Genomic DNA, 19,367 nt, shown 5'->3' on the forward strand with positions numbered 1-19,367 from the left:
GTGTCATGAATTGCTTGTCGACTATATGAAATTTAATTTCCGATAATGGCGACCTTAAATGAAAAAAACAAAATTAATTCATCGATTGGTCAACGAGGAGTAACGACGCTGATGGATCGACCGCCGGTTGCTTCGGGCGCATGTGCAGCTGCGTGCCGGGCGGCAGCGCGCGTGCTTTGACCGCACGTCGTTGAAGTGCGAAAGGGCATCGTGGCTGCGCGTGCAACGGTAAGCCGACCGGGCAGGCCACCCGTGACCGCATAGGCCGGTAGAGGTTCGGCCGTTTGGAACCGAAGTGCCGATCGGACGGAACGTTCGGTCGAACCGGGTACGTATCGCTGCGGCGTACACGGCCGGCAGTGCGCGTCACGCAAACAAAAAACCCGCGACGCATTATGCTGTCGCGGGTTTCAGAAAACGGACGAAATACGTTGGAGCGGTGTGTGGTGCCCAGGTCGGGACTCGAACCCGAACGCCTCTCGGCGCTACCCCCTCAAGATAGTGCGTCTACCAATTCCGCCACCTGGGCAAGGGGCGTCATTCTAGCGTCGCGCGATGCGTTTGTGAAGCGTCCGTGACACGCGGCGCAGCGGCGCAGGATCGACCCGGTAAAATCCGCACGATCCCCGCCATCGCAACCGCTTTTCATCGTGACGACGACCCTCGAACGACTGAAGGCCGGACAGCTGTCCGGCGCACGGCAGCTCAAGCTCGCATGCGGGCTGACGGAATTCCCGCGCGAGATTTTCGATCTTGCCGATACGCTCGAAGTGCTCGATCTGTCCGGCAATGCGCTCGACGCGCTGCCCGACGATCTGCCGCGGTTGAGCCGTCTGCGCATCCTGTTCGCGTCCGGCAATCGCTTCACCGAATTCCCCGAAGTGCTCGGCGCGTGCGCGCAGCTCGACATGATCGGCTTCAAGGCGAACCGGATTCGCACGGTGCCGGCGCGATCGCTGCCGGCCGCACTGCGCTGGCTGATTCTGACCGACAACGAGATCGATGCGCTGCCGGCCGAGATCGGCGACTGCCCGCGACTGCAGAAGCTGATGCTGGCGGGCAACCGGTTGCGAACGCTCCCCGACCGGCTCGCGGCTTGCCGCGCGCTCGAACTGGTGCGGCTGTCCGCGAACCGGCTGCAGACGCTGCCCGACTGGCTGCTGCGTCTGCCGCGCCTCGCGTGGCTCGCCTATGCCGGCAATCCGTTCGGCGCGGCGATCGAAGCGACGGCGTCCGCCGAACCGGCCGTGCCGGACGTCGAGTGGTCGTCGCTCGCGTGCGAGCAGAAACTCGGCGAAGGCGCGTCGGGCGTCATTTACCGCGCGCAGTGGACGCGCGACGGCCTCGCGCCGCGGGCGGTCGCGGTGAAGCTGTTCAAGGGGGCGGTAACGAGCGACGGGCTGCCCGATTGCGAAATGGCCGCGTGCCTGCACGCAGGACGCCATCCGAACCTGATTCCGGTGATCGGCAAGGTAAGCGGTCATCCGGACGGCGCGCACGGCCTCGTGATGGAACTCGTCGATCCGTCGCTGACGAATCTCGCCGGGCCGCCGAGCTTCGCGTCCTGCACGCGCGACGTATATGCCGACGATACGCGCTTCGCGCCGGACGCCGCATCGCGGATCGCGCACGCGGTCGCGTCGGTCGCGCGTCACCTGCACGCGCGCGGCATCATGCACGGCGATCTGTATGCGCACAATCTGCTGCACGACCGCGCGGGCGGCGCACTGCTCGGCGATTTCGGCGCGGCGTCGTTCTACGATGCGGGCGACCGCGTGCGCGGCGCGCGGCTCGAGCGGATCGAAGTGAGGGCGTTCGGTTATCTGCTGGCCGAGTTGCTCGAACGATGCGAGCCGCGCACGTGCGCCGGTGAAGGCGCGCTTGGCGCGCTCGCCGCCGCTTGTCTGGCCGAGGACGTCGATGCGCGGCCGTCCTTCGACGAAGTCGTTGCTGCGTTGAACGCGTGCCGGGTGTGAAGGCGGCGGGCGCCACTGCGTTGCGCTTTGCCGCGCAGTCCGCGCAGTCGGCAGTTTGATTCCTCCGGGTCCGACGAACGGCAGGCCGGTCGTCGGGCTACGCATGCTACGCGGCCGGCCCTGATCGCAGCGCGCGCTATCGGCGGCAAAGCGCGCGAGCCGGCGCGTGCGGCTGCGTGCCCAAGCTAGTCCGCCACCGTGGCTTCCGGCACATCGAGCACGACGTCCGACGTCGCGATCGCGACGCACGGCAGCGTATAGCCGTCGGCTTTCTCTTCGCGGCTCAATCCCGGCCATTCGATCGTGTACCGAACGCTGCCGCTGACGATTCGGCACAGGCAACTGCGGCACGTACCGTTGCGGCACGAGCGCGGCAGCGAGACGCGCGCGAATGCGGCGGCCTCGAGCAGCGTCAGCGAGTCGGGTGCATCGAACGTCACGCCGAGCGGCTCGATGCGCACGCGCGGCGGGTGGTCGGGATCGGTCATCGGTCGAATCGGGCAGGCCGCGCGGCGGCAACGCGGCAAGCATACCGGAAGCGCCGCGCCGCCGGCGGCCCGGCGCCCGGCCCGCGCGTCAATGCCGACGCAGATATCGGTAGACGGTATTGCGCGCGAGCCCGAGTTCGCGTGCGGCCGCCGATACGTTGCCGCCATGCCGCGCGACGGCCGCATCGACGAGCGCCGCCTGATGATCGTGCAGCGTGGTCGCATCGCGCACGCGCGACGGTGCGCGCGTTGCGGCCGGCATCGCAGCCGCCGGCATCGCAGCGGGCGCATCGCCGCAGTCGAGCCAGAAATCGTCGGGCAGATGTGCGAGCGCGATCTCGGCTTCGTCCTCGGCGAGCATGCCGGCCGTGCGCAGCACGTTGGTCAGCTGCCGCAGGTTGCCGGGCCAGCGGTGGCGTCTGAACGCATCGAGCACGTCGGGCGCGATGCGCCGCGGCATCGGTTCGCGGCGCGCGAGCCGCGCGAGAATCCGCTCGACGAGCACCGGCAAATCGGTGCGCGCAGCCAGCGCCGGCAGCGTGACCGCGAGACCGTTGATCCGGTAGAACAGGTCCTCGCGGAACGTGCCGGCGGCGATCATCGCGCGCAGATCGCGGTGAGTCGCACAGACGATCCGCACGTCGACCGGCACCGCGCGGGCGCCGCCGAGCGGCACGACTGCGCGCTCCTGCAGCACGCGCATCAGCCTGACCTGCTGCGCGAGCGGCATGTCGCCGATCTCGTCGAGAAACAGCGTGCCGCCGTCGGCCTGGACGATCTTGCCGGGGCTGCCGCGCTTGCGCGCGCCGGTGAACGCGCCGTCCTCATAGCCGAACAGCTCGGCTTCGATCAGCGAGTCCGGCAGGGCCGCGCAGTTGACGGCGACGAACGGTCCGTCCGCGCGCGGCGACGCATGATGCAGCGCGCGGGCGAGCCACTCCTTGCCGGTGCCGGTCTGACCGAGGATCAGCAGCGGCAGGTCGCGCCCGCGAATCTTCGCGACACGCTCGAGCACGGCCGCCATTTGCGCGTCGCCGGTGTCGAGCGTCGCGAACGTAATGGCGTCCGGATCGGGCGCGCGTAGCTGCGCAGCCGCAGCGGGCGGCGTGACGGCGACGGTCGTCTTCAGCGTTTCCGCGAATTCGCAGCGTGCGAGCACGCGTACGCCGGTCGACAGCGTGACGCGCACCAGTGCGACGGGCGCGCGTGCCGCTCGTTGCGCGAGCTCGCCGAAGCGGATGCCGAACAGCGCGTCGCAGCCCTGACGATGCAACGCTTCGAACGGCGCGCCCAATTGAAACTGCGCGCTGCGGTTCGCGGCAATCAGCGCGCCGTCGGCGTCGAACGCGACGAGCCCGGCGAACAGCGAGTCGACGCACTCCTCGTGCGCATGAAAGCGCAGCCGCAGCGCTTCCGCGCATTGATTCGCGAACAGGTGATTCTCGATCAGTTGCGCGGACATCCGCACGAGCGCGAGCGTGTGCGGGCTGAAGCCTCGCGGGTCGCCGCTCACGTCGAGTGCGCCGAGCGTGCGGCCGAACGGATCGACGATCGGCGCGCACGAGCAGGTGAGGATGTGATTGGCGAGCAGGAAGTGTTCGTCGCCGTGCACCGCGATTGCCTGCCCGGACGCGAGCGCGGTGCCGATCGCATTCGTGCCGCGTGCGCCTTCGGCCCACGATACGCCCGTGCACAACGCGACACGGTTCGCTTTCTCGATGAAGTCGGCGTCGCCGATGCTGTGCAGGATCACGCCGTCCGCGTCTGTCAGCAGCACGAGGCTTTGCGTGTCGGCGATCTGCACATGGAGGTTTTCCATCACCGGGCGCGCGTGCGCGAACAGCGCGTGATTGGTGTCGAGCAGTTCGCGCAGTGCGAGCCGCGACAGCGGCGAGAAATCGGGGCGCTCGTTGGCGCGCAGCCCGACTGCGGCCGAACGCGCGTGTGCCTGCGCGAGCAGGTCGTTGCGGCCCACCGCGGCGGGCAGCACGAAGGATTGCGGCATCGTTTGTCTCCTGTCGGCCGAAAGGCAAGGGTTCCGGCCCGATCGGCGCCGGGCGGAGTGCGTTCTCCGCTCGCGGCGCAATGCCCGGCGCGTACGCGGGGCTTGCGGATACGCGCATCATACAAGCGCCGTCCGCGACGCGCGACCGCCGACAAAATCCCCTTGCTTTTAAGCGCCCGCCTGCAATGATGGAAATGGAGCACGCACGCGCCGTGTTCCGCAACGCAACATGCATGCGACGCGACATGCATCCGTTCGGGAGACGCATCATGGTTCGGACGGAACTGAGAGTCGTGCTGGCGGCCATCGCCACGTTCATCATGCTGGGCGGCATCGCCGTGGCGATCCACGGCCTGCTGTTCGATCTGGGCACCGCGGTGCGATACGGCGCCGCCGCGATCGCGATCGGCGCGACGACGGCGGCCATCGCGCTCAACGTGTGGCCGACCGATCCCCACTGACGCTCGCCGCGAAAACGGTGCCGGATGTTCGTGCTGGTCGGACGAAATGCGCGTCGGAACGACGCATGCGGAAAATTTGTGTCCTGCGTTAAACCGTCTAAAGTGGAATGCAACCGGCATGCGTCGTCCGCGCGATACTCCGCGGTTCGTGCCTCCGCCGGCGAGCCCGCGTACATCTCGTCCGGCCGGTGGCGGACGACGGACGCGGTCATTCGTTTACTACCGGACGATCGAGGCGGCTCCCATGCAGATCCATTTCACGAACGAGGCGCCCGAGTATTCGGGGCGTGACCTGATGCTCGGATTCACGGCACTGGTCAACGGCGAGCGCGTCCAGTGTCAGATCACCGCGGAGGCGCTGGAAGACCATTTCGGTGCGGCATCGCCGCGCTTCGAGGACATGGTCGGCGCATTCGACCTGCACCGCGAGCGGATCCAGGCGGCCGCGCGGCGCCTGCTGTCGGAGACGCGCGCGCAGTGTGTGACGCTACGCAGCGGCTATGTCCGTTTCTACGAGGCGAACGGGCGCTGAACGCGGCGCCGGATAGCGATCGAGCGGGCGCCGTATGCCGGCGCCCGTGTCGTATCTGCGCCGTGTTATGTGCGGCGTGGCTTCGCATCGAGCGATCGGCGCGTGCGAAGGGCTGCTGCGGACTTCGGGATCGATCGACGCTCTTCCGGATTTTCTCGGACGGCGGTCGCCTTGATCGGAACGGCCCGTCGCCTGCGCGCGCCGCCGTATGCGGCGGCTCCGTCATCGACGCCGCCAAGCAAAAACGCCACCCGAAGGTGGCGTTCAGACTGCTGACAAACCCCTGGTTTCGACCGGGGGTTTGTCGTTTAATGGGGCATGCTCAAGAAGCCAACACCCGCCCAAGAAGAACTCGAGATGGTGACGCTCGAGATGCTTGTGCCGAAGGACCATCTGCTGCGCAAGATCGAGGCGGCGGTGGATTTCGAATTTATCCGCGAGAAGGTCGCGCATCTGTACTGCGCGGACAACGGTCGCCCGGCGCTCGATCCGGTCGTGCTGTTCAAGCTGTTGTTGATCGGCTACTTGTTCGGGGTGCGCAGCGAGCGGCAGCTCATGCGCGAAGTGCAGGTCAATGTGGCGTATCGGTGGTTTGCCGGGTTTCGTCTGACCGATAAAGTGCCGGATGCCTCGACGTTCTCGCAGAACCGTCGGCGGCGCTTCACCGACACGACGGTGTATCAAGAGATCTTCGATGAGATCGTGCGCCAGGCAATCGGGCGCGGCATGGTCGATGGCCGAGTGCTGTACAGCGACAGCACGCATCTGAAGGCCAACGCCAACAAGAACAAGTTCGACGAAGTGCAGGTTGCGCAAACGCCGTCGGCATATCTGGCCGAGTTGAATGCGGCGATCGATGCGGACCGTGCCGCACAAGGCAAGAAGCCTTTGAAGCGCGATGACGACGACCAACCGCCGCCGAGCAAACAGATCAAGGTTAGCCGCACCGATGCCGAGAGCGGCTACATGGTGCGCGACGACAAGCCCAAGGGCTTCTTTTATCTGGATCACCGCACGGTAGACGCCAAGCACGCGATCATCACCGATACCCACGTGACGCCGGCCTCGGTGCACGACAGTCAGCCATATCTGGCGCGCTTAGACCGCCAACGCAAACGCTTCGGGTTTGAGGTGCAGGCGGTGGGACTTGATGCGGGCTACTTCACGCCCGCGATCTGCCAGGGGCTGGAGGATCGCGGTGTCACTGGCGTGATGGGCTATCGCTCGCCGAACCACAAGCCGGGTACGTTCTATAAGCGCGAGTACCGCTACGACGCCTATCGGGACGAGTACATGTGTCCGCAGGGCCAGACGCTGCGCTACAGCACCACCAACCGGGTGGGCTACCGCGAATACAAGTCCAACCCTGAGCTGTGCAAGCGCTGCGAGGCCCGTAGTCAATGCACGAGCAGTGCCAATGCGATCAAGGTGGTAGTGCGTCACGTTTGGGAGCGTGCCAAGGAGCGCGTGGACGCTCGGCGGCTGACCGAATGGGGCAAACGCATTTATGCCAGGCGCAAGGAAACCGTGGAGCGCAGCTTCGCGGACGCCAAGCAGCTGCACGGGCATCGCTACGCCAGAATGCGCGGGCTGCGCAAAGTGGCCGAACAGTGCTTGCTGGCGGCCGCGGCACAGAACATCAAGAAGATCGCGCTGCTGCTGACGCGCCTGCGGGCGCTTTTACCCGGCTTCTGGCGCTCTCGTGCGCCGTTGCAGCGGCTCATCGCCGATCTCACCGGCTTGCTTGACCCGGTCGCGGCTTGCCGCATCAACAGCGCAGCCGCCTAAAACGACAAAACCCCATGTTCCGAAAAACATGGGGTTTGTCAGCAGTCTGAACGCCACCCGAAGGTGGCGTTTCGTTTTTGCACCGCACCGCAGTGTGTCGCGCGTCACTCGCTGCCGAGATAGAAGAAGCGGAACAGGAACACGGCCGCGATGATCCACACGATCGGTTTCACCGTGCGGCCCTGGCCCGTCAGCAGCTTCAGGCCGCCATATGCGATGAAGCCGAATGCGACGCCGTTCGCGATCGAGTACGTGAACGGCATCAGCAACGCGGTGAGCGCGGCCGGCACGGCTTCGGTCGCGTCGTCCCACGGCACGTCGACCATGTCGCGCAGCATCAGGCACGACACGTACAGCAGCGCGGGTGCGGTCGCGTACGCCGGCACGACGCCCGCGAGCGGCGCGATGAACAGGCACGCGAGGAACAGCACCGCGACGGTGATCGCGGTCACGCCGGTGCGACCGCCGGCCTGCACGCCCGACGCGCTTTCGATGTACGCGGTGGTCGACGACGTGCCGAGCACCGAGCCCGCGACGATCGCGGTGCTGTCCGCGAGCAGCGCCTTGTTCAGCCGGTTCATCTTGCCTTCGACGAGCAGGCCTGCGCGATTCGCGACGCCCATCAGCGTGCCGGTCGCATCGAACAGCTCGACGAGGAAGAACACGAGGATCACGTTGATGACGCCGGTCGACAGCGCGGCGCCGATGTCGAGCTTGAACAGCGTCGCGTCGATCGACGGCGGCGTGGAGAACACGCCGTGGAACTGGTTGCCGCCGAAGAAGAACGACAGCACGGTGACGCCGAGAATGCCGATCAGGATCGCGCCGCGCACGCGAAGATGGTCGAGCGTGACGATCGTGAAGAAGCCGACGATCGCGAGGATCGTGTCGTGCTTGTGCAGGTCGCCGAGCGTGACGAGGGTGGCCGGGCTGCCGACGATCACGCCGGAGGTCTTCAGCGAGATGATGCCGAGGAACAGCCCGATGCCGGCGGTGATCGAGATCCGCAGCGAGCGCGGAATGCCGTTGACGATCGCCTCGCGCACGCGGAACAGCGTGACGATCAGGAACAGGCAGCCGGAGATGAACACCGCGCCGAGCGCGGCCTGCCACGTGAAGCCCATGCCCTTGACGACGGTGTACGCGAAGTACGCGTTCAGCCCCATGCCCGGCGCGCACGCGATCGGATAGTTCGCGTACAGGCCCATGATCACCGACGCGAGCGCCGCGACGAGGCAGGTCGCGACGAACACGGATTCCTTCGGCATGCCGGCGTCGCCGAGGATCGCGGGGTTGACGAAGATGATGTAGGCCATCGTCAGGAACGTGGTGACGCCCGCGAGTATTTCGGTGCGGAAGTCGGTGCCGGCTTCAGCGAAGCCGAAATACCGCTTGATGGATTCCATGAAGGCGTTTCTCCGGTCGGGTTGTCGTATTGCTTGTCGTGCCGAATTGTTGTAAAGGCAGCGCGCGGCGGGGGCTACTGTAACCAGCCACTATTGTTCGGCTATCGGCGGATTGTAATAGCGCGGATAGCTCCGACGATATAGTCGCGGGGCACGATCGGCCGGCTTCGTGCGCAAGATCCGGGCGCTCGGCGGCGCGACGGCGGCGGCGCGCATTTTACCGGTTCGGACACGGCGGGCGGCAGGAATGGCGGGAACGGAAGGAGATCGCGGGCAACGCAAGCCGATGCGCGCACAACGGCCGGCAGCCGCGCAATGTGCGATCGATCACATACGACGACATCCGACCGGCGGATATGCGCGTGCCGTTCGCGTGCGCGCACGACAACGAGACCGCGACGAACGCCGTGCAGGTCGATGTGCACGGGTCATTCGTCAGTCCACGCCGCGCCGGATATCGAGCTATCGTGCGCTGAAGCCGTCCCGTCCGCAACAGTCGTTTCGCGATGCGTATGCGACTGTGGTTTCTGTGTAGAACAGTGCAAGCCCTCATCGCGCAAATCGACAAGTGTTTCTAGGATAGAGAAACCGCGCGCACACGCCGGTCCGGTCATGGCCGACGCGGGGAGTCGCCATCCGTGCGGGCGGGGCGGTGAAGCGAGGTGACGGCCGTTGCGCGTTCGGGCAGCCGCGGCCGGTTGCGATTGCCCGATGCGGGTTCGTCCGTCATCACGGAGGTCAGCATGTTGAACTGGATCAGCCGTTGGGCGATGCGGCACGCCCCCACGCCGGAAAAAACCGCTGCGTCGATGCTCGTGACGGCGCGCATGGAACTGTTCGCAGCCGAGCAGCGCGTCATCGATGCGAAATTACAAGCGGATTACTGGCGCACGCGTGTGTCATTCCTCGAAGAGGTGCAGAAGCAGGGCATCGATCCGTGGGTGACGTCGCAGGCAACGCAGCGCGCCGACGCCGATTCCGCTCCACGAAGCACGGGCCCGCGTCTCGCCGCGACCACCTGATGCACGCGATGCACCGGTTCGCTGCATACGGCGCGCGATCGCTCGCGGCATGCGCACGCATGCCGCGTCATTCGACGCGCACCTGCGGCGCGCAATGCCGCACGCAGGTGCGTCGTTTTCTCGTCGCGGCCGCTGCGCGCGTGATGCGCATGACCGCGTGTCGATCATCCGCTTGTTCGCCGTTGTCCGGCCGGCAAGCCGATCAGCAAACGCTGCAGCCGCGCGAGCGTGCGTCTGAACCGCTCGCCGCGCTGCACGTACGCGGTCGTGATCGACGCCTCGACCGGCCGCTCGTGATCGTCGCTGCTCAGCCAGATGCGCTCGCCGCGCGCGATGCGCAGCACGTCGCCGGGCTGTACCCAGAAATCGTCGACGCTCGGTGGACGCGTGATCCACAGCGGTGCGTCGTGCGCGCGAATTTCCGCATCGGTGGGTGCGCGCCACGTGAGCGTCGTGCGCGGCGCAACCGCGAAACGGATCACGACCGTCGGTAATGCGATCGTGCCGGGGCGGCGCGAATCGGGACGGTCGAACAACGGGCTTGCCTGGTCCATCGTCTTCTCCATTCGTTGAACCGGACGGATGACGCGCACCAGAACAAAAAGGCCTCATCCGTTTCCGGTGAGGCCTTGTGTGACATGCGGTACTGCTCGGATGCTAACGCACAAGCGCCTCCCGTGATCCATTCTTTCGAATGTTCACCGGGCAATGATTCGCGATGGCGATGAGCTTGAACGTAGGCATGCGAACGAGTGTGTCGTCGCCGGGCGGCGTTGTCAACGACTATTTTCGAGATATGTGGCGATCACGCGTCGCGCTGCGCGAGCGCGTTCACGAGCAGTTCGGACAGCAGGCCCGTCATCCCGTTCGGATGCGTGGCGGCGCGCGCCTTCAGCTGTTCGACGAGTTCGGCGTTGAGCTTGCATGCGAACGGCACGAGCCCCTGTTCCTGGTCGAGCTTGCGCTGCGCGCGGCGGTCGAGCTTGGCCGCTTCCTCCGCGCCCTTGCCGAAGCGCGCGGAGCTCGACTGCTTCATCGCTTGCGTCAGCTTGAGCGCCTTGTTCTTTTCTAGATCGGTTTTCTTCATGGCCATCGCGGCACCTCCCGGAAATGAAGCCGCGATTGTACGCATTTCGGCGCGCGCATCCGGCCTGCGCGGTGCGGAGGCGGCGGCCGGCACGGTCGCGATGCGCAAGCAGGTGCCCGAGCGATGAGGTCGACGCGATCTATCCGCATCGCGAACGTTTGCCGATCCTGCCGACCGTGCATCGGCACGCAACGTCGATATCGGCCGCATGCCGAACGCGACGCACCGATCCGCGGCAGCCGCCGGCTGCCGTCACGCATCGCGCTTGCCGCCGAGCCGGTCCAGCAACGCGCCGAGCAGATCGACCGGCAACGGAAACACGATCGTCGAATTCTTGTCCGCCGCGATCGTCGTCAGCGTCTGCAGGTAGCGCAGCTGCATCGCCTGTGGCTGCTGCGCGAGCCGCTGCGCAGCCTGCAGCAGCTTCTCGGACGCCTGCAGCTCGCCTTCCGCGTGGATCACCTTCGCGCGCCGCTCGCGCTCGGCCTCCGCCTGCCGCGCGATCGCGCGCACCATCGTCTCGTTCAGGTCGACGTGCTTGATCTCGACCATCGACACCTTGATGCCCCACGCATCGGTCTGCGCGTCGAGCGTCTTCTGGATGTCCGCGTTCAGCTGCTCGCGTTCGGCGAGCAGCGCGTCGAGTTCGTGCTTGCCGAGCACCGCGCGCAGCGTCGTCTGCGCGAGCTGGCTCGTCGCTTCGAAGAAGCGCGCGACCTGGATCACGGCCTTCTCCGGATCGACGACGCGGAAATACACGACCGCGTTCACCTTCACCGACACGTTGTCGCGCGTGATCACGTCCTGCGGCGGCACGTCGAACACGACGGTGCGCAGGTCGATCCGCACCGCCTGCTGCACGATCGGGATGATCAGCACGAGCCCCGGCCCCTTCACCTTCCAGAAGCGGCCGAGCATGAACACGACGCCGCGCTCGTATTCGCGGAAGATGCGGATCGACGATGCGACGAGCGCGACGACGAAGACGATCAGGACGCTGCCCAAGCCGAACGTGTAACCGATCATGACGCTTCTCCCGCGTGCGGTTCGTGCGCCGGCACGTCGTACAGCGGCGCGACGGTGAGCATCAGTCCGTGCCGGCCCGTCACGCGCACGCGGCAGCCGGCCGCGAGCGGCACGCTGCTCGCGACGCGCCACCGCTCGCCGTGCACGAGCGCCCAGCCTGCCGCCGACGGCGCGGCGCCCGCGGCATCGTCAGGCTGGTCGGCGTGCAGCCCGTCGTCGAGCACCTCGCCGATGCTGCCGAGCATCGCTTCGGCGCCGGTGACGACCGGACGCCGCCGCGCACGCAGCGCGACGCTCGATACGCCGGCGACGAGCAGCGCGCCGCCGAGCGCGAGGCCCGCGATGACGGGCCACGGAATGCCGTAGCCGGGCACGTCGGTGTCGATCAGCATCAGCGCGCCGATCGTGAACGCGACGATGCCGCCGAAGCCCAGCACGCCGAACGTCGGCAGGAAGGCCTCGGCGACCAGACAGCCGAGCCCGAGCAGCACGAGGCCGAGCCCCGCATAGCTGACCGGCAGCAGCTGCATCGCGAACAGCCCGACCAGCAGGCAGATCGCGCCGACCACGCCCGGCAGCACGAAACCGGGATTCGCGAATTCGAAGAACATTCCGTAGATGCCGATCGTCAGCAGGATCAGCGCGACGTTCGGATCGGCGATGATCGACAGGAAGCGGCTGCGCCAGTCGGGCTCGACCACGACGAGCGGCGCATGCGCGGTGGCAAGCCGGAACGTGCCGGCCGCAGTCGTCACCGTGCGGCCGTCGAGCTGGCGCGCGAGATCGGCCGGGTTCTGCGCGATCGCGTCGACGACGTGCTGCGCGCGCGCTTCGTTCGCCGACAGGCTGACGGCTTCGCGCACTGCGCGCTCGGCCCATTCGGCGTTGCGGCCGCGCAGCTGGGCGAGCCCGCGGATATACGCGGCGGCGTCCTGCATCGCCTTGCGGATTTCGGTCGAGTGCGTGTCGGTCGGCAACGCGGCCGGTCCGGCCGACGCGCCGGATGAGCCCGAAGAGCCCGAAGAGCCCGAAGAGCCCGAAGCGCCGCCGCCCGCCGGCCCCGCCGGCGCCGCCGGCGCCGGCTGCGGCGCGCCGCCGATGCCGATCTGCACCGGCGACGCGGCGCCGAGATTGGTGCCCGGCGCCATCGCGGCGATGTGGCTTGCATAGACGATGTAGGTGCCGGCGCTCGCCGCGCGTGCACCGCCGGGCGCGACGAACGCCGCGACCGGCACCGGCGAACCGAGAATGGCCTTGATGATTTGCCGCATCGACGTGTCGAGTCCGCCGGGCGTGTCGAGCTGCAGGATCGCGAGCGCCGCGTGTTCGCGCGCCGCGCGTTCGAGCGAGCGGACGACGAAGTCGGCGCTCGCCGGTCCGATCGCGCCGCCGACGGGAATCACGACGACCGGCGCAGCGGCAGCCGACGCAGATGCCGGCGCAGATGCAGATGGCGACGCAGGCACGGACGCAGACGCGGCAGCCAGCGGCGCGGCCACCGCCGCGCACACGACGAGCAGCGCCGCAAACAGCGCAGCGCGCGCGATGCGCGCGGACAGCGGATGACGATGGCGCCCGCCGCGTGCGGCAGACGGCGGCGCCTGACGATGAAAGCGCATCGGGACGTCCGGACGGCGCGCGGCCGCGCGGTCCGGCTCGCGAAAAGGGCGTGGGCCCGATGCTTGAAGATTAGGCGGTTTCGGCCGAAAGCGCGAAGCCGCGGCACGAGCGGCATTCAGCGTGCGCGGCCCGCGCGCGCGAGCACTTCGTCGCGATATTCGGCCGGACTGCGGCCGCTCCATTTGCGAAACGCGCGGTAGAACGCGCTCGGCTCCGCGAAGCCGGCGGCCGCGGCCACGTCGGCGATCGTCCGCGCGGGATCGGCGAGCGCCTCGAACGCGAGGTCGCGCCGCAGCGCGTCCTTGATCGACTGGTACGCGTGGCCCTCCTGATGCAGCTTGCGGCGCAGCGTCGCTTCCGCGACGTGAAGCCGCGCGGCCATCCCGGCGGCGCCCGGCCACACGGCGGGCGGCATCCCGCGCAGCACCGCACGCACGCGCTGCGCGAGCGCGTTCGGGTTGCGGTACTTGACGATGAAGCTGGCCGGCGCGTCGCGCAGGAACGTCTTCAGCGTCTTCGCGTTCTGCACGACCGGCAGCGTCGCGAATTCGGGATCGAAATCGACATACGAATCGGGCTGGTTGAAGCGCATGTCGTCGCAGAACATCGACGGATACTCGTGATCGGCGGGCGGCGTGTCGCAGCGAAAGCTCGCGTGCAGCAGCGGGATGCGCCGCCCGATCAGCCAGCAGGTGAGCCCGTACACGATGATGAAGTAGGTCGCGTACGTGAACATTGCCGGCGGCGCGCCGTTGTTGCGGTGCACGAAGCGCAGCCGCACGCGCTGCGGGTTCGCGTCGAGCTCCGCATGCAGATCGTCGAGCACGCAGTGCATGAAGTTCACCGCACGCGCCATCGCGTGCAGCCCGTCGCGCGCGGACAGCGCGGCCTGGCTCATCGCAACGAAGCTGCCGCTGCGCATCGGGTGGCGATCCTGCCCGAAAAACTCGTCGTCGAGCGCGCGCGCGATCGCGTTCCACAGCGCGCCGTACTGCTGCGCGGATACGCGCGCATGCGGCGCGTCGAGCAGCGCCGGCGCGATGCCGGCCTGCGCGAGCAGCGGCTCGGCCGCGACGCCGCGCCGCGTCGCGAGCGCGACGCTGTACGCGACGAGGCTGATCGCGACGGTTCCCTTGTCTTCCTGCTTCATCGGCGTCGCCGGTATGGCAAAAACGCTCAGTGTAAATGAGCGGCGCGAGCATCGAACAGTCGCGCCCGCTTGCCTACACTGATTGCATCGAAACAGAACGACGGTCGCGCATGCGGCCGCAGGAGACGGCAGCGCCATGGACGAGCTTTACACCGAAGACCAGCGGATGATCCGCGACGCCGCGCGCGCTTTTGCCACCGACGTGCTCGCGCCGAACGCCGCGCAGTGGGACCGCGACGCGCACCTGCCCGACGCCGTCGTCGCGCAGCTCGGCGAACTCGGCCTGCTCGGGATGATCGTGCCGCAGGAGCTCGGCGGCTCGTACACCGACTACGTCGCTTACGCGCTCGCGATGGAGGAAGTCGCGGCCGGCGACGCCGCGTGCGCGACGATGATGAGCGTGCACAACTCGGTCGGCTGCGGGCCGATCCTCGGCTTCGGTACGCCGGCGCAGAAGGACCGCTGGCTCGCCGACATGGCCGCCGGCCGCGTGATCGGCGCGTTCTGCCTGACCGAGCCGCAGGCCGGATCCGAAGCGCACAACCTGCGTACGCGCGCGGAGCTGCGCGACGGCAAGTGGGTGCTGAACGGCGCGAAGCAGTTCGTGACGAACGGCCAGCGTGCGGGAATCGCGATCGTTTTTGCCATGACCGACCCGGAAGCCGGCAAGCGCGGCATTTCCGCGTTCATCGTGCCGACCGACACGCCGGGCTTCATCGTCGGCAAGCCGGAGAAGAAGATGGGGATCCGCGCGTCGGACACGTGTCCGATCACGCTCGAGAACTGCGCGATTCCGGAAGAGAACCTGCTCGGCAACCGCGGCGAAGGCTTGAAGATCGCGCTGTCGAACCTCGAAGGCGGGCGGATCGGCATCGCCGCGCAGGCGCTCGGCATCGCGCGCGCGGCATTCGACAAGGCGCGCCGCTATGCGGGCGAGCGCGTGCAGTTCGGCAAGCCGCTCGCCGAGCATCAGGCGATCCAGCAGAAGCTCGCGGACATGGCCACGCAGATCAACGCCGCGCGGCTGCTCGTGCATCACGCGGCGAAGCTGCGCACGGCCGGGCTGCCGTGTCTGTCGGAAGCGTCGCAGGCGAAGCTGTTCGCGTCGGAGATGGCCGAGCGCGTGTGCTCGGACGCGATCCAGATTCACGGCGGCTACGGCTATCTCGCCGATTACGAAGTCGAGCGCCATTACCGCGATGCGCGCATCACGCAGATTTACGAAGGCACCAGCGAAGTGCAACGGATGGTGATCGCGCGGCAGCTTTGAGCGGCGCGCGCCGTTGCGGCTGCAGTCACGAACAAGAACGAACGCACGAGGGCATGGCGGCGAACGCGGCACGCAACGACGTGACCGTGCACCGCGAAGGAGGAGGAGCCGGCGCATGCGCTGCAGCGCATGCACCGGTCGACCGCGACGCATGGAGACTGGAGAAGACACGATGACGGCACAGGCATTCCTGGACGCACGCGATTTTCTGCTGCGCCATCGCACCGACTACGAAACCGCATACCGCGATTTCCAGTGGCCGGCGCTCGACGCGTTCAACTGGGCGCTCGACTACTTCGATCCGATGGCGCGCGGCAACGATCGGCCCGCGCTGTGGATCGTCGATGCGGCGACCGGCAGCGGCGATCCGTATTCGTTCGCGCAGATGTCCGAGCGCTCGTCGCGGATCGCGAACTGGCTGCGTGCGATCGGCGTCGTGCGCGGCGACCGGATCCTGCTGATGCTGCCGAACCGCGTCGAGCTGTGGGACGCGATGCTGGCCGCGATGAAGCTCGGCGCGATCGTATTGCCCGCGACCACGCAGCTGTCGGCCGACGACGTGCGCGACCGCGTGCAGATCGGCGGCGCGAAATACGCGATCGTCGACGAGCACGAGACGGCGAAATTCGAACAGGACGGCCTCGGCCTCGCGCAGAAGATCGTCGCCGGCGCACCGCGCGCCGGCTGGCTCGCGATGAACGACGGCTACGCGGCGAGCGCCGCGTTCGAACCGGACGCCGTCACGCACGCGAGCGATCCGATGCTGCTGTATTTCACGTCGGGCACGACGTCGAAGCCGAAGCTCGTCGAGCATACGCACCGCACCTATCCGGTCGGTCACCTGTCGACGATGTACTGGATCGGCCTGCAGCCGGGCGACGTCCACTGGAACATCAGCTCGCCGGGCTGGGCGAAGCACGCGTGGAGCTGCTTCTTCGCGCCGTGGAATGCGCAGGCGTGCGTGTTCGCGTTCAACTACGCGCGCTTCGAGCCGAAGCTCGTGCTCGAGGCGCTCGTCCGATACCAGGTGACGACGCTGTGCGCGCCGCCGACCGTATGGCGGATGCTCGTTCAGCAGCCGCTCGCGTCGTTCGACGTGAAGCTGCGCGAGATCGTCGGCGCCGGCGAGCCGCTGAATCCCGAGATCATCGAGCGCGTGAAGAAGGCGTGGGGCATCACGATCCGCGACGGCTACGGCCAGACCGAGACGACGTGCATGATCGGCAACTCGCCGGGCCAGCCCGTCGTCGCCGGGTCGATGGGCCGGCCGCTGCCCGGCTACCGCGTGACGTTGCTGGATCCGGACGGCGCGCCGGTCGACGAAGGCGAGATCGCGCTGCCGATCGGCGCCGGCGCGGTGCGCCCGGTCGGTCTGATGAACGGCTATGCGAACAATCCGGACGCGACCGCGCATGCGATGCGCGACGGCCATTACCGCACATCCGACATCGCGATGCGCCGCGACGACGGCTACTACGTGTACATCGGCCGCGCGGACGATGTGTTCAAGTCGTCCGACTACCGGCTGAGCCCGTTCGAACTCGAAAGCGTGCTGATCGAGCATCCGGCGATCGCGGAGGCGGCCGTCGTGCCGAGCCCGGACCCGGTGCGGCTCGCGGTGCCGAAGACGTTCGTCACGCTGCGGCAGGGCTACGAGGAAAGCCCGGCGCTCGCGCTCGAGATCTTCCGCTTCTCGCGCGAGAAGCTCGCGCCGTACAAACGAATCCGCCGGCTGCAGTTCGCCGAGCTGCCGAAGACGATCTCCGGCAAGATCCGCCGCGTCGAACTGCGCCGCCGCGAGATCGAGCGCGGCGACGACCCGAGCGCGCGGATGCCCGGCGAATACTGGGAAGAAGATTTTGCTGCCGAACTGAAATGACGTCGGCGGCGGGCCGTGCGCGCCGTCCGGCGCAACCGGCCCGCGGCCCGCTCGAACCGAGCCGCGGCGATTCGACGCTTCGCGGCGCCATGCAAGGAGATACGATCGATGAACGCTAATCCGACGCCCCGCACGGGGCAACACGTGCCGACGGTCAAGTTGCTGATCGACGGCGCCTTCGTCGACTCGGCCACCGACGAGTGGCGCGACGTCGTGAACCCGGCGACGCAGCAGGTGCTCGCGCGTGTGCCGTTTTCGACGGTCGCGGAAGTCGACGCGGCCGTGCGCGCCGCGCATGCCGCGTATGCGACGTGGAAGAACACGCCGATCGCCGCACGCATGCGGATCATGCTGAAGTTCCAGGATCTCGTGCGCACGAACCTGCAGCGCATCGCGAAGACGCTGACCGCCGAGCAGGGCAAGACGATTCCGGACGCCGAGGGCGACATCTTCCGCGGGCTCGAGGTGGTCGAGCACGCGTGCTCGGTCGGCACGCTCCAGCTCGGCGAATTCGCGGAGAACGTCGCGGGCGGCGTCGATACGTACACGCTGCGGCAGCCGCTCGGCGTGTGCGCGGGCATCACGCCGTTCAACTTCCCCGCGATGATTCCGCTGTGGATGTTCCCGATGGCGATCGTGTGCGGCAACACGTTCGTGCTGAAGCCGTCCGAGCAGGATCCGATGACGACGATGGAGCTCGTCGAACTCGCGCTCGAAGCCGGCGTGCCGAAGGGCGTGCTGAACGTCGTGCACGGCGGCAAGGAAGTCGTCGATGCGATCTGCACGCATCCGCTCGTGAAGGCGATCTCGTTCGTCGGCTCGACCGCCGTCGGCACGCACGTGTACAACCTCGGCAGCCAGCACGGCAAGCGCGTGCAGTCGATGATGGGCGCGAAGAACCACGCGATCGTGCTGCCGGATGCGAACCGCGAGCAGGCGGTCAACGCGCTCGTCGGCGCCGCGTTTGGCGCGGCCGGCCAGCGCTGCATGGCGACGTCGGTGGCCGTGCTGGTCGGCGCCGCGCGCGACTGGCTGCCCGACATCGTCGAGAAGGCGAAGGCGCTGAAGGTCAACGCGGGCTCGGAAGCGGGCACCGACGTCGGGCCGGTCGTGTCGCGCGGCGCGAAGGCGCGCATCCTGTCGCTGATCGACGCGGGCGTGAAGGAGGGCGCGAAGCTCGTGCTCGACGGCCGCGACGTGAAGGTGCACGGCTATGAAGACGGCAACTTCATCGGGCCGACGATCTTCGCCGACGTGAAGACCGACATGTCGATCTATACGCACGAAATCTTCGGGCCGGTGCTCGTCGTGATGGAAGTCGACACGCTCGACGACGCGATCGCGCTCGTCAACGCGAACCCGTTCGGCAACGGCGTCGGCTTGTTCACGCAGAGCGGCGCGGCGGCGCGCAAGTTCCAGAGCGAGATTGACGTCGGCCAGGTCGGGATCAACATTCCGATTCCGGTGCCGGTGCCGTTCTTCAGCTTCACCGGCTCGCGCGGGTCGAAGCTCGGCGATCTCGGCCCGTACGGCAAGCAGGTCGTGCAGTTCTACACGCAGACGAAGACCGTCACGGCGCGCTGGTTCGACGACGACACGACGGCCGGCCCGGTGAACACGACGATCCGGCTGCATTGACCATGGAGCGCGGGGCGTA

16 protein-coding genes and 1 tRNA gene are annotated in these 19,367 nt (G+C 67.5%); 8 read left to right on the forward strand and 9 right to left on the reverse strand.

Annotation, left to right across the window (positions count from 1 at the left end):
* Positions 1-444: 444 nt before the first annotated feature.
* Positions 445-529, reverse strand: a tRNA-Leu gene (locus tag BUB20358_RS01930).
* Between the two features lie 121 nt (positions 530-650).
* On the opposite strand from BUB20358_RS01930, the gene BUB20358_RS01935 reads away from it, so the two are divergent.
* Positions 651-1,976, forward strand: a complete 1,326-nt coding sequence (locus tag BUB20358_RS01935) for a leucine-rich repeat-containing protein kinase family protein (RefSeq protein ID WP_006766317.1) — start codon at positions 651-653, stop codon at positions 1,974-1,976.
* 185 nt (positions 1,977-2,161) lie between these two features.
* Here BUB20358_RS01935 and BUB20358_RS01940 read toward each other — a convergent pair whose 3' ends face one another.
* Together BUB20358_RS01940 and BUB20358_RS01945 are read right to left on the reverse strand one after the other, a co-directional pair.
* A complete protein-coding gene (locus BUB20358_RS01940) occupies positions 2,162-2,464 on the reverse strand; it encodes a 2Fe-2S iron-sulfur cluster-binding protein (protein ID WP_006766316.1) in 303 nt (100 codons plus the stop codon).
* An 88-nt stretch (positions 2,465-2,552) separates the two neighbouring features.
* A complete protein-coding gene (locus tag BUB20358_RS01945) occupies positions 2,553-4,469 on the reverse strand; it encodes a sigma-54-dependent Fis family transcriptional regulator (protein ID WP_006766315.1) in 1,917 nt (638 codons plus the stop codon).
* Positions 4,470-4,654: 185 nt separating this feature from the next.
* On the opposite strand from BUB20358_RS01945, the gene BUB20358_RS01950 reads away from it, so the two are divergent.
* The 3 genes from BUB20358_RS01950 to BUB20358_RS01960 all read left to right on the forward strand — a co-directional run bounded on the left by BUB20358_RS01950 (position 4,655) and on the right by BUB20358_RS01960 (position 7,250).
* Positions 4,655-4,930, forward strand: coding sequence for a DUF2964 family protein (locus BUB20358_RS01950; RefSeq protein WP_227924729.1), 276 nt, complete (start codon positions 4,655-4,657; stop codon positions 4,928-4,930).
* Between the two features lie 244 nt (positions 4,931-5,174).
* Positions 5,175-5,462 (forward strand): DUF1488 family protein, encoded by a 288-nt coding sequence (locus BUB20358_RS01955; RefSeq protein WP_006766313.1) that lies wholly within the window; start codon positions 5,175-5,177, stop codon positions 5,460-5,462.
* Positions 5,463-5,780: 318 nt separating this feature from the next.
* Positions 5,781-7,250 carry an IS1182-like element ISBdo1 family transposase gene (locus tag BUB20358_RS01960; protein WP_006766312.1) on the forward strand — a complete coding sequence of 490 codons (1,470 nt, stop codon included), beginning with the start codon at positions 5,781-5,783 and terminating at the stop codon, positions 7,248-7,250.
* 104 nt (positions 7,251-7,354) lie between these two features.
* On the opposite strand, the gene BUB20358_RS01965 is transcribed toward BUB20358_RS01960, so the two are convergent.
* Positions 7,355-8,656, reverse strand: a complete 1,302-nt coding sequence (locus tag BUB20358_RS01965) for an NCS2 family permease (protein ID WP_006766311.1) — start codon at positions 8,654-8,656, stop codon at positions 7,355-7,357.
* Positions 8,657-9,399: 743 nt separating this feature from the next.
* Between BUB20358_RS01965 and BUB20358_RS01970 the strand changes: the two genes are divergently transcribed.
* Positions 9,400-9,678, forward strand: a complete 279-nt coding sequence (locus BUB20358_RS01970) for a hypothetical protein (protein ID WP_006766310.1) — start codon at positions 9,400-9,402, stop codon at positions 9,676-9,678.
* A gap of 164 nt (positions 9,679-9,842) precedes the next feature.
* Here the strand turns inward: BUB20358_RS01970 and BUB20358_RS01975 are convergent, their stop codons facing one another.
* The 5 genes from BUB20358_RS01975 to BUB20358_RS01995 form a co-directional block, all read right to left on the reverse strand.
* Positions 9,843-10,232 carry a DUF2917 domain-containing protein gene (locus tag BUB20358_RS01975; protein WP_035975351.1) on the reverse strand — a complete coding sequence of 130 codons (390 nt, stop codon included), beginning with the start codon at positions 10,230-10,232 and terminating at the stop codon, positions 9,843-9,845.
* Between the two features lie 251 nt (positions 10,233-10,483).
* The gene (locus BUB20358_RS01980) at positions 10,484-10,771 is read right to left on the reverse strand and encodes a hypothetical protein (protein ID WP_006766308.1); all 288 of its coding nucleotides are present in this window, start codon (positions 10,769-10,771) and stop codon (positions 10,484-10,486) included.
* A gap of 246 nt (positions 10,772-11,017) precedes the next feature.
* Positions 11,018-11,791, reverse strand: a complete 774-nt coding sequence (locus BUB20358_RS01985; protein WP_035974456.1) for a slipin family protein — start codon at positions 11,789-11,791, stop codon at positions 11,018-11,020.
* Positions 11,788-13,410, reverse strand: a complete 1,623-nt coding sequence (locus tag BUB20358_RS01990) for an NfeD family protein (RefSeq protein WP_035974454.1) — start codon at positions 13,408-13,410, stop codon at positions 11,788-11,790. The genes BUB20358_RS01985 and BUB20358_RS01990 overlap by 4 nt, the downstream gene beginning before the upstream one ends.
* A gap of 116 nt (positions 13,411-13,526) precedes the next feature.
* The gene (locus BUB20358_RS01995; RefSeq protein WP_006766306.1) at positions 13,527-14,561 is read right to left on the reverse strand and encodes an AraC family transcriptional regulator; all 1,035 of its coding nucleotides are present in this window, start codon (positions 14,559-14,561) and stop codon (positions 13,527-13,529) included.
* Between the two features lie 136 nt (positions 14,562-14,697).
* Here BUB20358_RS01995 and BUB20358_RS02000 point away from each other — a divergent pair, with 136 nt between their 5' ends.
* From BUB20358_RS02000 to BUB20358_RS02010, 3 genes are all read left to right on the forward strand, one after another.
* Positions 14,698-15,831, forward strand: coding sequence for an acyl-CoA dehydrogenase family protein (locus tag BUB20358_RS02000; protein WP_006766305.1), 1,134 nt, complete (start codon positions 14,698-14,700; stop codon positions 15,829-15,831).
* A 172-nt stretch (positions 15,832-16,003) separates the two neighbouring features.
* The gene (locus tag BUB20358_RS02005) at positions 16,004-17,710 is read left to right on the forward strand and encodes an AMP-binding protein (protein ID WP_035974453.1); all 1,707 of its coding nucleotides are present in this window, start codon (positions 16,004-16,006) and stop codon (positions 17,708-17,710) included.
* A gap of 108 nt (positions 17,711-17,818) precedes the next feature.
* Positions 17,819-19,348 (forward strand): CoA-acylating methylmalonate-semialdehyde dehydrogenase, encoded by a 1,530-nt coding sequence (locus tag BUB20358_RS02010; protein ID WP_006766303.1) that lies wholly within the window; start codon positions 17,819-17,821, stop codon positions 19,346-19,348.
* Positions 19,349-19,367 lie beyond the last annotated feature (19 nt).

The sequence above is a fragment of the Burkholderia dolosa genome (assembly GCF_902499135.1).
Classification (GTDB): Bacteria; Pseudomonadota; Gammaproteobacteria; order Burkholderiales; family Burkholderiaceae; genus Burkholderia; species Burkholderia dolosa.

Coding starts and splice junctions, on each gene's coding strand:
- BUB20358_RS01940 (WP_006766316.1), bottom strand. CDS start 2,464: ATGACCGATCCCGACCACCCGCCGCGCGTGCGCATCGAGCCGCTCGGC.
- BUB20358_RS01945 (WP_006766315.1), bottom strand. CDS start 4,469: ATGCCGCAATCCTTCGTGCTGCCCGCCGCGGTGGGCCGCAACGACCTG.
- BUB20358_RS01950 (WP_227924729.1), top strand. CDS start 4,655: ATGATGGAAATGGAGCACGCACGCGCCGTGTTCCGCAACGCAACATGC.
- BUB20358_RS01955 (WP_006766313.1), top strand. CDS start 5,175: ATGCAGATCCATTTCACGAACGAGGCGCCCGAGTATTCGGGGCGTGAC.
- BUB20358_RS01960 (WP_006766312.1), top strand. CDS start 5,781: ATGCTCAAGAAGCCAACACCCGCCCAAGAAGAACTCGAGATGGTGACG.
- BUB20358_RS01965 (WP_006766311.1), bottom strand. CDS start 8,656: ATGGAATCCATCAAGCGGTATTTCGGCTTCGCTGAAGCCGGCACCGAC.
- BUB20358_RS01970 (WP_006766310.1), top strand. CDS start 9,400: ATGTTGAACTGGATCAGCCGTTGGGCGATGCGGCACGCCCCCACGCCG.
- BUB20358_RS01975 (WP_035975351.1), bottom strand. CDS start 10,232: ATGGACCAGGCAAGCCCGTTGTTCGACCGTCCCGATTCGCGCCGCCCC.
- BUB20358_RS01980 (WP_006766308.1), bottom strand. CDS start 10,771: ATGGCCATGAAGAAAACCGATCTAGAAAAGAACAAGGCGCTCAAGCTG.
- BUB20358_RS01985 (WP_035974456.1), bottom strand. CDS start 11,791: ATGATCGGTTACACGTTCGGCTTGGGCAGCGTCCTGATCGTCTTCGTC.
- BUB20358_RS01990 (WP_035974454.1), bottom strand. CDS start 13,410: ATGCGCTTTCATCGTCAGGCGCCGCCGTCTGCCGCACGCGGCGGGCGC.
- BUB20358_RS01995 (WP_006766306.1), bottom strand. CDS start 14,561: ATGAAGCAGGAAGACAAGGGAACCGTCGCGATCAGCCTCGTCGCGTAC.
- BUB20358_RS02000 (WP_006766305.1), top strand. CDS start 14,698: ATGGACGAGCTTTACACCGAAGACCAGCGGATGATCCGCGACGCCGCG.
- BUB20358_RS02005 (WP_035974453.1), top strand. CDS start 16,004: ATGACGGCACAGGCATTCCTGGACGCACGCGATTTTCTGCTGCGCCAT.
- BUB20358_RS02010 (WP_006766303.1), top strand. CDS start 17,819: ATGAACGCTAATCCGACGCCCCGCACGGGGCAACACGTGCCGACGGTC.